Here is a 14,372-nt window from a genome sequence, read left to right as displayed (position 1 = left end):
GTCTTGATGCATGTTCGCGTGCATCAAGACTTGTTTCATATTGTTTGGAAAGGAGTGGTGATTGAGAGTGAGGAAAATTGCAAGTGTACTAATGGCTATCATTTTATTAGTGAGTATAGCTGGGTGCTCATCACCTAAAAAAGAAACTGCGAAGCAAGTAAAGAGTGAAAGTAAAGAGCGAATTGTTGCAACGACAGTCGCTGTTACTGAAATTATGGATGTGTTAGAAGTAGATTTAGTTGGTGTTCCAACTAGTTCTAAAACCTTACCGAAGCGATATAAAGGTTTACCTGAAGTCGGGAATCCGATGAGTCCTGATATGGAAAAAGTAAAGTCGTTAAAGCCGTCAGAAGTATTATCCGTGACAACACTTGAATATGAATTAAAGCCAGTGTTTGACGGTGTAGGTATGAAAGCAAATTTTGTGGACTTAACTAGTTTAAAAAATATGCAAAATTCCATTAGTAATTTAGGTAAGCAATATGGACGCGAAAAGCAGGCTGAAGCAGTTGTAACGAAGTTAGATAAAAAGGTTGCTAGCATTCAAAAAGAAGTAAAAGGAAAGAAAGAACCGACAGTGCTTATTTTATTAGGTGTACCGGGGAGCTATTTAGTAGCAACTGAGCATTCCTATATTGGTGATTTAGTGAAACAACTAGGTGGTAAAAATATTGTACAAGGTGAACAAGTAGAATATTTAGCTTCTAATACAGAGTATTTAAAGAAAGCTGATCCGGATATTATTTTACGAGCAGCTCATGGTATGCCTGAGGAAGTTGTAAAAATGTTTGATAAAGAATTTAAAACAAATGATATTTGGAAACACTTCGCTGCAGTTAAAAATAATCGTGTTTACGATTTAGAAGAGCGTTTATTTGGAACGACAGGAAATTTAGCAGCAATCGAAGCTTTAGATGAATTGAAGAAAATGATGTATCCGTGATGCATTTTCATATAAAGGAAGAGTGAAATGAATAAAAAAACTTGGAGTTTCTTCATTGTTACTGTATTGCTTATTGTTATGACGTCATTGTCAGCGATGAAAGGGAGTTTAGAGGTTGGTATCGTTGACCTTGTACAAGGGATATTTACAGGGGCAAATGAAGATGTTGAGGTCATTAAAGATTTACGTTTCCCGCGCATTATTATTGCACTGTTCACTGGGGCGGCTCTTGCTGTTTCTGGTGTTCTTTTTCAAGCTGTAATGAAAAATCCACTTGCCGATGCTGGGGTAATCGGTATATCTTCAGGAGCAAGTTTTATGACACTTGTTATTATTACGTTATTCCCGCAATTCTTTTTCTGGACACCAGTATTCGCCTTTTTAGGTGGTGCGTTTGCGTGTTATCTCGTTTATGCCTTTTCATGGAAGTCAGGGTTAAGTCCACTTCGTATTATTTTAGTTGGTATAGCTATTAATGCGATGTTTACTGGATTAAATGAATCTTTCATTACGATTTGTGGATATTTCATTAAGAGTATTAAGCAAACGACGACTTCTAATATAACGATGAAGACGTGGGGCGATGTAGAAATAATGGTTACGTATGGAACAATTGGTTTGGTTCTTGCACTGTTTGTAGGAGCTTGGTGTAATTTATTATCGCTACAAGATAAGACTGCGAAAAACTTAGGTTTGCACGTGACGAGAGTTCGTCTTATTATTTCTGCTATTGCAGTACTCTTAGCTGCAGTATCAACAGCGATTGCAGGTGTTATTGCTTTTGTAGGATTACTCGTTCCGCACATTTCAAGGCAATTAGTCGGTTCAGATCATAAAGTATTAATTCCATTTTCTGCTCTTGCAGGAGCGTTATTAATTTTGACGGCGGATACGATTGGAAGGTTAATTGTACCACCTAACGAAATTCCAGCGGCGACGATTATGGCAGTTATTGGTGGCCCATTCTTAATATTCTTGCTTAGAAAGAGTGATAAAGTTCATGGAAATTAAAAATGTAACCTTTTCATACGATAATGTAACAAATCGTTTAAAGTCTGTTAGTAGTGAAATAGAGATTGGGAAAATTACAACAATCATTGGTCCGAATGGTTGCGGAAAATCAACATTACTTGGTGTTATGTCTAGAAATCATGCTCCTAATAGTGGGGAAGTAATACTTGATGGAAAAACGATTAGTGAGTATAAACCGAAAGAGTTCGCTAGAAAGTTAGCTGTTGTCCATCAACAAAATGAGGCGCCAGCAGATATTACAGTGGAAAAACTAATAAGCTTTGGGCGTATGCCATATAAAAATGTTTTTTCTTCGCAAACTGATGAAGATAGAGAAGCAATTGAGCGTGCACTAACATGTACAAATTTGCAAAGTAAGCGTGAAAAGCCAATTCATGCTTTATCGGGCGGAGAGAGACAGCGAGTTTGGATCGCGATGACATTAGCTCAAAGTACACCAATGCTTTTCTTAGATGAACCGACAACATATTTAGATATTTATTATCAGCTAGAAATATTAGAGTTAGTGAAAGAGTTAAATGAAGTGTATGGATTAACGATTGTGATGGTACTACATGATATTAATCAAGCCATTCGTTATAGTGATCATATTATCGTTATGAAAGATGGGGAAATTGTTACGAAAGGTAATCCTAATGAGGTAATAACAGAAGAAATGGTTAAAGCAATATATGGTGTAGATGTCGTTGTAAAACAAGACGAAGATACAGGGTTATACATGGTACCAATGGGAATTTAAAGGCTGGGCATAATCCGTTTTGAGGTGATAATTTGAATAGTAAGAAAGAACGGAAAAAGAATTCTTTTTTTCAACGAATACTTACAATTGTATTTTTAGGAATCTTTTTCTATTCAATGTATGAATTGGGTGGGATTTTCATGGATTATTATGAAAATCGTAAAGTAATGGCTGAAGCGCAACATATTTATAAGAGAAGTCCAATGGAAGAAAAATCAGAAGATGGGGAAGTACGTAAACAGTTTCAAGCTCTCCAAAAAATTAATCCAGAAATAGTGGGATGGATTACGATGGATGATACACAAATCAATTATCCAATCGTTCAAGCGAAGGATAATGATTACTATTTATTTCGTAATTATAAAGGCGAGGATATGAGAGCGGGAAGTATTTTTATGGATTATCGTAATGAGGTGAAATCTCAAAACCGAAATACTATTTTATATGGTCATCGTATGAAGGACGGTTCTATGTTTGGAAGTTTAAAAAAGATGTTGGATGAAGATTTCTTCATGTCCCATCGTAAATTGTATTACGATACATTATTTGAAGGATACGACGTTGAAGTTTTTTCAGTATATACGACAACGACGGACTTTTATTACATTGAAACGGATTTTGAAAGCGATGCAGCGTATACAGCATTCTTAAAGCAAATTCAAGATAAATCCCTTTACAAAACGGATACGAAATTGACGGCTAATGATGAAATTATAACACTTTCTACATGTGACTATGCACTTGATCCAGAAGCAGGAAGATTAGTCGTACATGCGAAACTAGTAAAAAGACAGTAAATAAAAAAGTATAGAATATGAGAAGTGGTAACGCTTCTCATATTCTATACTTTAAAAAAACAGTTTTTACTGTGCTGCAGCCATTGGCATACGTACAACTTTTACATCATAGTAAGAGATTTTATTATCAAGAATATAATCTGGCATTCCGCCTTGATGGGAGTGAGCAGCTTTAAATGCTGGGCTCTTTGTCCAACCTTGGAAATCTTCTTTTGCATTCCAGCGCGTGCTAATTGTTACCTCGTCATAATCAACTGTATTTTGCGTTAGAAGAACTTCTAATCCTAAAAATCCTGGCATTGTTTCGACTTGACCTACTTTATTAAAACGATCAATTAATTTATGTCCATTTCCCTTTGTAATTTTAGCTGTATTTGTAACAATAATCATGTTTATTCCTCCTATAAGTTGTAGCCTTTATTTTCGAGAATTCATATACATTAAATGATAATGAAAATCATTATCATTGTCAATGGTAATCTTAAATTATGATAATATTTTTAATCCCGCTATTTGTTGGGCAGTAAGCCCCCCACCTCAAAATTTAGCGAAAGCGAAGAAGTTAGGTGGAGGGCGGGCTGATTAAAGTTTCACTTTATGTAGTATAATATCCTCCTGTTGACTATATATTTAACTTAGTTATATATTATGCAAATAGAATCAATCGAAAATATATAGAAGTAAAGTATGGTTTATACTTTGCTGTCGCAATACTATGAACAAGGAGGGCATTATGGTTGAATCACTTTTACTTAGTATCGTTATTATTATTACATTAGGTATTGCTTCACAATGGACTGCATGGCGCTTCCAGCTTCCTGCGATTGTTGTTATGGCAGTTGCTGGATTATTAATTGGTCCGGTTTTCGGTATTATTAATCCCAAAGAGGTGCTTGGGGATGTTTTTAGTCCACTCGTATCACTCTCTGTTGCGATTATATTGTTTGAGGGTAGTTTAAGTTTAGATGTACGTGAACTGAGGGGGCTATCAAAACCAGTATTTCGTATCGTTACGTTTGGTGCGTTTATCGCGTGGATTGCTGGCTCACTTGCAGCTCATTACGTCGCTGGATTAGATTGGGCGGTTGCATTTATTATTGGAGGACTTTTTATTGTGACAGGTCCAACGGTAATTATTCCGTTGTTACGCCAAGCGCGATTAAAACCAAGAACAGCTGCAATTTTAAAATGGGAAGGGATTATCGTTGATCCATTTGGCGCTTTGCTTGCTGTATTCGCCTTTCAAATTGTAAATTTCTTAACGAAAGAAAATGTACAATTACATACGTTGCTGTACTTCTTTGCAGGTTCATTATTTGCAATGGTACTCGGTTATGTATTTAGTATTTTTATGAGCTATATGATTTTAAAGGGAAAAGTACCAGAATATTTAAAAGCCCCAATTTTGCTAGTTACGGTACTGTTATGTTTTGGCATTGCGGATGAAGTGATGCATGAAACAGGTATGCTAGCTGTGACAGTAATGGGGATTACGCTTGCGCGGATGAAAAAATATATTTCTTCTATCGGTGATATTCGTCATTTTAACGAAAATATTTCTGTGCTACTAACGTCGACTGTTTTTATCATATTAACAGCATCCCTTCCAAGAACAACGATTATGGAGATTTTCAGCTGGCCTATTATAAGCTTCGTACTTATGATGCTATTTGTTGTACGCCCTTTATCGATTTGGATATCGACAATCGGCACAGAGTTAACAAAAGCAGAACGGGCGCTAGTTGGCTGGATTGCGCCGCGAGGTATTGTTGCATTAACGGTTTCAAGTTACTTTGCGACGGAGTTATTACAAGAAGGTTATAAAGATGCTTCTATATTAACGGCACTTACATTTGCACTCGTTATTACGACCGTTTGTGCTCATGGATTTTCAATTGGATTTTTAGCGAAAAGATTGGGATTGGCGAATACGGAGCCACCGGGAATTTTAATTTCAGGTGCGAGTACATTCTCATCTGCTTTTGCATTGCACTGTAAAGAGATGGGTATTCCGAGCTTAATTGTAGATGTATCAGAAGAGCATTTGCAATGTGTAAAGGGGAAAGGGCTTAATACATATAATGGCCAAGTACTTTCTGAACAATTACAATTTGAAGTTGATATGAATCAGTACGAATACTTAATTGCAGTTACAGATACGGATTCTTATAATGTATTAGTCGCAAATACATACGTACCGCAGTTTGGACATCATAATACATTTTTACTTCCAATCCATGATGTGGAAAAGATTGAACAAGAACGCATTTCCCTTTCGAAAAAAGCTCATTTACTGTTTGGTCAAAATGAAATTTATGAAGAATTAAATAGAAAAATTGAAGATGGTTATACGTTTAAAACGATACAAGTTGCAGAAGAACAAAAGATTAATAAAGAAGAAATCGATTCAGAGGATTTAATACTATTTATTCGCCATAGAGATGGTAGTCTTACTTTTTCAACATTGTATAAATATATAGCTGTTATGCCAGGGGATGAGCTAGTTGTACTAGCAAAGCAATAATATGGTATAGTGAAACGAGGCTGTTTTTCAGTCTCGTTTTTTAAGTGCTTCCTATAGAGAAAGCATGCAAATGGAAAGGAAGTTTTTATATGCGATCAGAAGTAACTGTAAAAATAAAACCGAAATTTATAAAAGAAATTAAAAGTGGATATCCGCTTATTTTAAAAGATGCGATTCAAAATTTAAATGATGTTCAGGAAGAAGGAACAATCATTAAAGTGGTAGATGAGAAGAACCATTTTGTCGGAAAAGGTTATTATGGAAAACAAAATAAAGGATACGGCTGGATTTTAACGAGAAAAGAGAGTGAACAAATTAATCAATCTTTCTTTGAAAGTAAAATTAAATCTGCCTTACATAAACGAAAGCAATTTTATAAATCAAGTGATACGACAGCATTCCGCGCTCTAAACGGTGAAGGTGATGGGCTTGGAGGCTTAATCATCGATTATTATGACGGCTATTATGTAGTAAGTTGGTATAGCGAAGGGATTTATACTTTCAGAGATGAGATTATAGCAGCTCTTCAAAAAGTAGCAAACTTTAAAGGCATTTATGAGAAGAAGCGTTTTGATACGAAAGGGAAATACATTGAAGGCGATGATTTCGTAGCAGGAGAGCGCGGTGAGTTCCCGCTTATCGTAAAAGAGAATGGTGTGAATTTCGCTGTTTATTTAAATGACGGAGCGATGGTTGGTGTATTTTTAGATCAGCGTAACGTGCGAAAACAAATTCGTGATAAATATGCGAAGGGAAGAACAGTGTTAAATATGTTCTCTTATACAGGTGCCTTCTCTGTATTTGCAGCGCTTGGTGGAGCGAGCAAAACGACGAGTGTCGACCTTGCAAATCGTAGTTTAAGTAAAACGATTGAGCAGTTTAGTGTAAATGAAGTTGATTATGAAGCGCAAGATATTATTGTAGAAGATGTATTCCTTTACTTTAAATATGCAGCGAAGAAAAAGATGAAGTTCGATATGGTTGTATTAGACCCTCCAAGCTTTGCGCGCTCGAAAAAATATACATTTAGTGCAGCGAAAGATTATAAAAATTTATTAAAAGAAACAATTGCCATTACAGAAAATAACGGTATTATCGTTGCTTCTACAAATTGTAGTGCATTCGATATGAAAAAGTTTAAAGGCTTTATCGATACAGCCTTTAAAGAAATGAATGGTAAATATAAAATATTAGAAGAACATTCTTTACCAGAAGATTTCCGTACCATTGATCAATTTAAAGAAGGAGACTATTTAAAAGTAGTTTTCATCGAGAAAATTAAAGGGTAATAAAGAAAAGGAGCTCGAGTTTACTTGAGCTCCTTTTCTTATTGAACGATATTTTGTACTCTACCGACTTGCCCGTCCTGCAATCGAACTTTAATGCCATGCGGATGAGAAGGGGAGTTCGTTAAAATATCTTTTACAATTCCACGTGTTAATTTGCCAGTTCGTTGATCTTGTTTTAATACAATATCAACTTCAAGGCCGGGTGCGATATTAGAACGTTTTTGTCCGTTCATTTATACACCTGTACGTCTACGTTGGTTGTTTGTCTTTTTCGTTTGTTGGTTTTGTAACTTTTTTGTTTCTTGGCTTTGGTTTTTGGCATTTTGACCATTACCGTTACCTTGCTTTTTCTTTGCAAGTTGTTCGCGCATTAAATCAGCTAAGCTTACTTTTTTGTTTTCTGACATGATAAGTCTCCTTTATATAAAGTTAATTATGAACAATCGTAGTGAATTTCATCATATCATTGTTAAGGAAGGAAGGGAAGTTGGTTTGAAAATTCATATATTTGTTTCAAGTCTGTAGTAGTTACGATACAATTGAATTGTTAACGTTTGTAAAAAGGGGATAGACATATGTCACATCATATATTATTAGTTGAAGATGATCTCTCAATTCAAGAGATGGTGGAAAAGTATTTAATAAAAGAGGGCTTTCAAGTTACAATCGCGTCTGATGGAGAAGAGGGCGTGAACACATATTTAAAAGGTTCATTTGATTTGATTATCCTAGACATTATGATGCCAAAGTTAGATGGCTTAGAGGTTGTGCGAATTATTCGAGAAAAAAGTGCTGTTCCGATTTTAATGATGTCGGCAAAAGATACAGATGTTGATAAAGCTGTCGGATTAGGGCTTGGAGCAGATGATTACATTTGTAAGCCATTTTCTATGATTGAATTAGCCGCGCGTGTAAAAGCAGGAATTCGGAGATCTACGAAATATTCAGCTACAGAAACAACAGAAAAGATGATTCAAATTGGTGATTTAACGATTGATCCAATTAATTTTACTGTGGAAAAAAACGGGAAGCCTCTCAAACTTACTTTAAAAGAATTTGAGATTTTAAAACTGTTTGTAAAGAATCAAAATCGTGTATTTACGAAAGCACAAATATATACGCTAATTTGGAACGAAGAGTATTACGGTGACGATAACGTTATTAATGTTCATATGAGAAGATTGCGTGAGAAAATCGAAAGTGATCCATCTAATCCAGAATACATTAAAACGTTATGGGGTATCGGTTATAAGTTGGAAGTGATGTAATATGGTCAATTTGTTAATAGGTATTATTTTTATATTGTTATGTGTCATTTATATACAATATAAAATGAGGAAAAATAGTAGCAAAAATTTGCGATACACATATGAAAAGTTAGAAAGTATTGTTAATGAAAAAACAGGTGAGAAGTTACTTGTTATGACAGATGATCTAGAATTGCAAAAATTGTTAGTGGCAATTAATCAATTGTTAGATGCAAAACAGAAAACAAATGCAGATCATGCGAAAGTAGAAATTTCGATGAGAAAAATGCTTTCAAATATTTCACATGATTTGAAGACGCCACTAACAGTTATTCTTGGATATACAGAAATGTTAAATAAGGATAAAACGATAAATGAAGAAGAACAACAAATATTACTTGAGAAAGTGCATACGAAAACACTAGAAGTGATGGAACTAATTCATAAGTTTTTTGATTTAGCAAAATTAGAATCTGGTGACAAAGCAATCGAGATGACAAAAGTGAATATGAATGAAGTTTGTCGTGAGAAGATTTTATCTTTTTATGATTTAGTGACGTCGAAAGGTTTTCATGTTCATATTGATATACCAGAAAGAAATATATATGCACTTGGAAATGTAGAAGTATTAGGTAGGGTATTGAACAATTTTATATCAAATGCGATTACATATGGAGACGATGGAAAGACACTTGGTATGACGTTAAGAGATGATGAAACGAATGTGTATATAGACGTATGGGATACAGGAAAAGGAATTGATGAATCGCATATTGATAAAGTGTTCGAGCGTATGTACACACTTGAAGATTCAAGAAATAGATTGTACCAAGGGAGCGGTTTAGGGTTAACGATTACGAAAAGGCTTGTGGAAGCGATGGATGGAAAAATTCATCTTTCTAGTAAGCCGTATGAAAAAACAATTTTTACAGTTGCATTAAAGAAGATGCAGTTTTAGCTTGTAGAGAAGTAGATTCTACAAGCTTTTTTGCAGCGTAAGGAATTTGTAAGAAACGGGTAAGAAAAAAGAGATTTCCGTTGTCTATTATAGAAATATAAAGTAGTGCGAAAGGGGAAAGTGACATGACCTATATTTTAAAAACGAATCAGTTAACGAAAGTGTTTAAAGGGAAAGAAGTTATTTCTAGTGTTAACATGCATGTAAAAAAAGGAGAAATATACGGTTTCTTAGGACCGAATGGTGCTGGTAAAACAACGATTATGAAAATGATTACAAATTTAATAAAACCGACGAGTGGTGATATTGAAATCTTCGGTGAGAAATTAACAGATACATCTTATGAAGTATTAAAAAGAATGGGGACAATTATTGAATATCCAATATTTTATGATAAATTAACGGCGAAAGAAAACTTAGAATTACATTGTGAATATATGGGCTATTACGATAAAAACGCAATTGACCATGCTTTACATTTAGTGAAGCTGCAAGGCATAGATAATAAAAAAGTAAAAGATTTTTCATTAGGAATGAAACAACGACTCGGTATTGCAAGGGCAATCGTAACAAAGCCAGAATTACTCATTTTAGATGAACCCATTAACGGTTTAGATCCAATTGGTATTAAAGAATTAAGAGACTTATTTAAAATGCTCTGCAAAGAATATGGCATTACATTATTAGTTTCTAGTCATATTTTAGGTGAGATGGAACTAATGGCGGATACAATTGGTGTAATTCAAAATGGAAAACTAATAAAAGAAGTTTCAATGAAAAGTATTAACGGAAAACAAACAGAGTACATTGAAATTACTATTCCTGATGTGAAGCGTGCAGCTTATATTTTAGAAGATAAACTTGGTATAAAAAATTACAAAATAATGAGTGGAAATATGATTCGTGTGTATGATACAGAAGTGTCTCAGCAAGCCATTTCAAAAGCGCTTATTATGAACGATGTGGAAATTGAAAGTATTAATAAGAAACATAGTTCCTTAGAGGAATATTTCTTAAATGTAATGGATGGAGAGGGCATTCATGCTTAATGGATTGTTAGTGAATCTAGTAAGTGGATTGGTCGTAATGTTCATAAGCGGGATTTTATATTATAGGAAACCAGAGCGGAAATGGTTGTTAATTCTACTAATGATAGGAATGTTAAGCGTAGTTACTGCTGGAATTAGAATGTTAGCAGCATAAAGACAGTTATATAAAGAATGGAGGAGTGGTTTTGTATGCTTAGATTAATGAAGCTCGAATGGAAGAAACATCAATTATCTAGTTACTTTAAAAGTGTAGCAATTTGTATTATAGCAATTTTCGCTGTAGTAAGCCTTATGGCAGTGGGAATGAAAGCCGAGGAAGACGTGCTCTTCTCTGACTTCACACAGAACATGGCTTTAGTAAATATTTTTATTAGGGTAACATTCATTATTTTTAGTTCGGTCATTTTATCACGTTTAGTAATTGATGAGTATAAGAACAAAACGATACAACTATCATTTATGTATCCGCTGCAAAGGAAAATGCTAATGAGTGCGAAATTAACAATTGTTTTCTGTTTTTGTTTTGTGAGCACGATTATCGCGACTTTCATTATTAGCTTGCTCGTATATTTTGTGAGTCCAATGATGGGACTGATTGAAACACCTGCTACGATAGGCGAAATAATAGCTATCGTTCCAGGTACTATTATAAGTGCATTTATGATATCTGGTATAAGTTTAATTCCTTTATTTTTTGGAATGAGAAAGAAATCGACACCGACAACGATTACTTCGGCAGTAATAATTGGTATGCTGATTAGTGGTAACGTTGGTGCTGGAAACGGTCAAGTAAGTATGTTTGATTTTATAGCTATTCCAATCGTGCTCTGTTTATTAGGAATTTTCATTAGTTATCTATCATTTCGTAAAATCGACAAGATCGATGTGGCGTGAAGTAAGCTTAAAACAAAAACGAACTGGGGTATGAATAATGAAAAAAATAATAGTAATTGCAATATTATTCATTACAATTGCTAGTGTGGTTTTTGGTTTTAAGGTATTTCAGGGGAAAGATTTTAAGAAAGAAAAGTCTTTTGATATAAATAATATAAAAGAAATAGAAGTAGACAATGAAAATTGGAATATTGAATTTAAAAGTACAGACGCTAATAAAATAGTAATTTCCGCTCAAGGTCAACAAACAGATAAAGAGATAGATCCCGTCAAAATAGAAAATGATGAAAATAAAATTGTGATTAAGCAAAAACAAAAGGCGACCAGATTTTTTTATGGTTTTACGTTTAGGAAGAAAAATAGTATATCTATAGCTATTCCGAAGAAAGAAATAGATAAAATTATATTAAATAATAAATCGGGTGATGTGAAAATAAACGATATAGTAGTAAAAAGCATCGTGACAAAAGGCAAATCTGGAGATGGAATGATTACAGGACTATCGGCAGAGAAGGGTGAATTCACATCCGAAAGTGGAGATTTAATGTTAAAAGATAGTTTATTACAAGATGTAAATATAACTTCCACTACTGGCGATAATTATGTGAAAAATGTAAAAAACGAAAATATGAACATCACTTCAACATCTGGGGAAGTATTACTGAAAGATATGACAGAAGGAAAATCATTATTTATAGAAACAAAATCAGGGGATATTGGCGTACGGTATAAAGGTGTCCCGGCATCATTGAAGCTTATGGCCAAAAGTAATTCGGCTGACGTAATAGTGGATTTAAAAGGACTTAAGAAAGATAAAAATACAGAAAAAATAAAAGTAGGAACGATTGGTGATGCGAAAAATGAAGCGAAGATTTTAAGTGAAACAGGAGTCATTTATATTGATTAAGTCTTAGGAGGAAGGAGGACTATCATGCTACATTTAATGAAGCTAGAATTGAAAAAGTTTAAGCTTGGTTGGTACGTGAAGAGGGCAATTATTGCAAATATTGTTATACTGGCATTAATGATCTTTGTGAGCATCATCGCTCAAGTAGAAGGGGATGCAGAAATAAGGAATCCAGAGACGATATTGTTAATGGCTAGCACAATAGTAAGAGCAACATTTATTATTTTTGGTAGTGTCTTAATCGCAAGGTTAATAATTGGCGAATATAAAAATAAAACAATACTACTTATGTTTTCTTATCCTATTAACCGAAAGAAAATGATGGCTAGTAAGTTGGTTATTACAGCGATAGTCACATTTATAACAGTTATTGTATCTAACATTTTAGTAGTAGGAATTTTCTTTGGGATAGATAGCTATTTTTCAATTCTTCCTAATTCATTCACAGTAGATCAATTGGTGCAAGAAGGAATAAAACTGGTTCCTTTAGCCATTGCAACTGCGGGAATGAGTTTAATCCCTCTATATTTCGGAATGCGTAAACGTTCAGTGCCAACTACAATTGTTTCATCTCTTATCGTTGTCTCAATTGCAATGAATAGCAACCCAGAGTTTCCCACAGCAACTTTTCTTCCCCTTCAACTAGCATTGGCAGCAATTGGAGTTGCCATTGCATATTACGGAATTAAAAATATAGAGAAGGAAGATATAACTGTATGATAAGAATACGTAAAATAGTTTCACATGAAACAAGTTACAGAAAAAGACAAGATGTGTAAACACCTTGTCTTTTTCTGCTGTTACATTTTAGGAGCTTCCATTCCAGCGGCAGCCCATTCTTCTTTTGCAGGGCCATATACGCCAGGGACTGTTAAGCCAGCTTGCCTCATTAATACCGTCATTTGTCCGCGGTGGTGATTTTGATGATTAATAAGTGTCATTAAAAATATAGAATTTGGCATAGGACGACCAAAGAAGTCATTAATAGTTGCTAAATCTTTATCAGCCCATTTACTTTGAAGTGCTTCAACAAAAGCTGTATTCACTTTACGATATCCATCTGCAATTGTTTTTGCTGAAGTTGGAACAGGATAATCTTTCGTTTCTCCTTCAAACTTAAGCCCAGTACCAGATAGTATAACAGGAATTGCCGTCACGATATGCCAAGCAACTCTGCCTAACGTCCAATGCTCAGGTGCAATTCCTTGTGATAAAGATGCATCGGTTAATGAATCAAGCATTTTCTGAGTAGACGCAGCCTCGTATGTCCATGATTGCAAGAAGCCTTCAATTGTTTGGTACATTATTGTTATCCCCCCTATTTATGTTCATACATTAAATTCGAGAGAAGTGATGCATTCCCTTTTAATAGAAAAGCTTTCGTTAAATATTGCTACATTATAAAAATAATTAGAAAATATTTATAAAAGTGTCAGAAAAACGATCTTTTTATTCGTATATGTAATGAATAGAGAAATGGAAGTGAATTTCTGTATATAAAGTATAAAAATGATAAGGAATACGTATTGTTAGGGAATGCTGATGATTACAGAGGGCTATTTCAAATAATAGGTGGATTGAAAGTAGCGAACGGAATAGAACTAAAATTACAAGATAAGGAATTAAAGAGAAAGTTAACTTTAAAACGAAGTGTGTTCAATATAATCATGTATTCACTTGTTATATATTTTATGTACAAAGCTTATATTAATTTTATCCCGCATTAACGGGCAGTAAAACTCCCGTCTCAAAACTCGGCTAGATTGAAGAATTTAGATGGAAGTCAGGTTGCCTGTAAAAGTCTAATTATAGTTTCACTCTATGCCATAATAGAAAAACCAGCTTCATATATGAAGCTGGTTTTTAATTAACCTTCTTTTCACTCTTCCTCATCAAACATGAGAAATAAGGTGCTCCAATTACAGCAACGACAAGGCTGGAAGGGATTTCTTTCGGATATGCAATCGTCCCAATACAAAGTGAAATGTGTATA

Annotated in this window: 17 protein-coding genes and 2 pseudogenes; 14 read left to right on the top strand and 5 right to left on the bottom strand. The window is 34.3% G+C overall.

Annotation, left to right across the window (positions count from 1 at the left end; genetic code table 11):
• Positions 1 to 61: 61 nt before the first annotated feature.
• From isdE to srtB, 4 genes are read left to right on the top strand one after another with little or no spacing between them, the layout of a single operon-like run.
• The gene (gene isdE / locus NST14_RS23060; RefSeq protein ID WP_229143034.1) at positions 62 to 943 is read left to right on the top strand and encodes a heme ABC transporter substrate-binding protein IsdE; all 882 of its coding nucleotides are present in this window, start codon (positions 62 to 64) and stop codon (positions 941 to 943) included.
• Between the two features lie 27 nt (positions 944 to 970).
• A complete protein-coding gene (locus NST14_RS23055; RefSeq protein WP_001036821.1) occupies positions 971 to 1,954 on the top strand; it encodes a FecCD family ABC transporter permease in 984 nt (327 codons plus the stop codon).
• Positions 1,944 to 2,714, top strand: a complete 771-nt coding sequence (locus NST14_RS23050; protein WP_000403755.1) for an ABC transporter ATP-binding protein — start codon at positions 1,944 to 1,946, stop codon at positions 2,712 to 2,714. Before NST14_RS23055 ends, NST14_RS23050 begins: the two co-directional genes overlap by 11 nt.
• 32 nt (positions 2,715 to 2,746) lie before the next feature.
• Positions 2,747 to 3,511: a class B sortase gene (gene srtB, locus NST14_RS23045; protein WP_061535687.1), complete on the top strand. Its 765-nt coding sequence runs from the start codon at positions 2,747 to 2,749 to the stop codon at positions 3,509 to 3,511.
• A gap of 66 nt (positions 3,512 to 3,577) precedes the next feature.
• Here srtB and isdG read toward each other — a convergent pair whose 3' ends face one another.
• Complete coding sequence (isdG, locus tag NST14_RS23040) at positions 3,578 to 3,901, bottom strand: heme oxygenase (RefSeq protein ID WP_000587815.1); 324 nt, start codon at positions 3,899 to 3,901, stop codon at positions 3,578 to 3,580.
• A 343-nt stretch (positions 3,902 to 4,244) separates the two neighbouring features.
• On the opposite strand from isdG, the gene NST14_RS23035 reads away from it, so the two are divergent.
• Together NST14_RS23035 and NST14_RS23030 are read left to right on the top strand one after the other, a co-directional pair.
• On the top strand, positions 4,245 to 6,035 hold the full coding sequence (locus tag NST14_RS23035) for a cation:proton antiporter (protein WP_000230347.1): 1,791 nt from the start codon (positions 4,245 to 4,247) through the stop codon (positions 6,033 to 6,035).
• A gap of 89 nt (positions 6,036 to 6,124) precedes the next feature.
• Positions 6,125 to 7,324 carry a class I SAM-dependent rRNA methyltransferase gene (locus NST14_RS23030; RefSeq protein WP_001255958.1) on the top strand — a complete coding sequence of 400 codons (1,200 nt, stop codon included), beginning with the start codon at positions 6,125 to 6,127 and terminating at the stop codon, positions 7,322 to 7,324.
• Between the two features lie 38 nt (positions 7,325 to 7,362).
• On the opposite strand, the gene NST14_RS23025 is transcribed toward NST14_RS23030, so the two are convergent.
• Entirely contained in the window at positions 7,363 to 7,557 is a 195-nt protein-coding gene (locus NST14_RS23025; protein WP_001014310.1) for a YwbE family protein, read from the bottom strand.
• Entirely contained in the window at positions 7,558 to 7,731 is a 174-nt protein-coding gene (locus NST14_RS23020) for a hypothetical protein (RefSeq protein WP_001293578.1), read from the bottom strand.
• Between the two features lie 168 nt (positions 7,732 to 7,899).
• Here NST14_RS23020 and NST14_RS23015 point away from each other — a divergent pair, with 168 nt between their 5' ends.
• The 7 genes from NST14_RS23015 (at position 7,900) to NST14_RS22985 (ending at position 13,099) form a co-directional block, all read left to right on the top strand.
• On the top strand, positions 7,900 to 8,592 hold the full coding sequence (locus tag NST14_RS23015; RefSeq protein ID WP_000018056.1) for a response regulator transcription factor: 693 nt from the start codon (positions 7,900 to 7,902) through the stop codon (positions 8,590 to 8,592).
• A gap of 1 nt (position 8,593) precedes the next feature.
• On the top strand, positions 8,594 to 9,529 hold the full coding sequence (locus tag NST14_RS23010) for a HAMP domain-containing histidine kinase (RefSeq protein ID WP_000247662.1): 936 nt from the start codon (positions 8,594 to 8,596) through the stop codon (positions 9,527 to 9,529).
• A gap of 125 nt (positions 9,530 to 9,654) precedes the next feature.
• Positions 9,655 to 10,578, top strand: coding sequence for an ABC transporter ATP-binding protein (locus NST14_RS23005; protein ID WP_000221083.1), 924 nt, complete (start codon positions 9,655 to 9,657; stop codon positions 10,576 to 10,578).
• Positions 10,571 to 10,732: a hypothetical protein gene (locus tag NST14_RS23000; protein ID WP_000931773.1), complete on the top strand. Its 162-nt coding sequence runs from the start codon at positions 10,571 to 10,573 to the stop codon at positions 10,730 to 10,732. Before NST14_RS23005 ends, NST14_RS23000 begins: the two co-directional genes overlap by 8 nt.
• A gap of 35 nt (positions 10,733 to 10,767) precedes the next feature.
• Positions 10,768 to 11,472 (top strand): ABC transporter permease, encoded by a 705-nt coding sequence (locus NST14_RS22995; protein ID WP_000945219.1) that lies wholly within the window; start codon positions 10,768 to 10,770, stop codon positions 11,470 to 11,472.
• Positions 11,473 to 11,509: 37 nt separating this feature from the next.
• Entirely contained in the window at positions 11,510 to 12,379 is an 870-nt protein-coding gene (locus NST14_RS22990; RefSeq protein WP_048557705.1) for a DUF4097 family beta strand repeat-containing protein, read from the top strand.
• A gap of 24 nt (positions 12,380 to 12,403) precedes the next feature.
• A complete protein-coding gene (locus NST14_RS22985) occupies positions 12,404 to 13,099 on the top strand; it encodes an ABC transporter permease (RefSeq protein ID WP_229143033.1) in 696 nt (231 codons plus the stop codon).
• An 80-nt stretch (positions 13,100 to 13,179) separates the two neighbouring features.
• Here NST14_RS22985 and NST14_RS22980 read toward each other — a convergent pair whose 3' ends face one another.
• On the bottom strand, positions 13,180 to 13,683 hold the full coding sequence (locus NST14_RS22980) for a DinB family protein (RefSeq protein WP_214328330.1): 504 nt from the start codon (positions 13,681 to 13,683) through the stop codon (positions 13,180 to 13,182).
• A 168-nt stretch (positions 13,684 to 13,851) separates the two neighbouring features.
• Here NST14_RS22980 and NST14_RS22975 point away from each other — a divergent pair.
• Positions 13,852 to 14,106: pseudogene (locus NST14_RS22975) on the top strand (septation ring formation regulator EzrA); the annotation flags it as partial.
• Between the two features lie 136 nt (positions 14,107 to 14,242).
• Here NST14_RS22975 and NST14_RS22970 read toward each other — a convergent pair.
• Positions 14,243 to 14,347, bottom strand: a pseudogene (locus tag NST14_RS22970) (iron ABC transporter permease); the annotation flags it as partial.
• Between the last annotated feature and the right edge of the window lie 25 nt (positions 14,348 to 14,372).

This window comes from Bacillus sp. FSL W8-0519, assembly GCF_038005585.1.
GTDB classification, from domain to species: Bacteria; Bacillota; Bacilli; order Bacillales; family Bacillaceae_G; genus Bacillus_A; species Bacillus_A paranthracis.
Note: the sequence above shows the minus strand (reverse complement) of the source record. Positions and strands in the feature narration are given on the sequence as shown.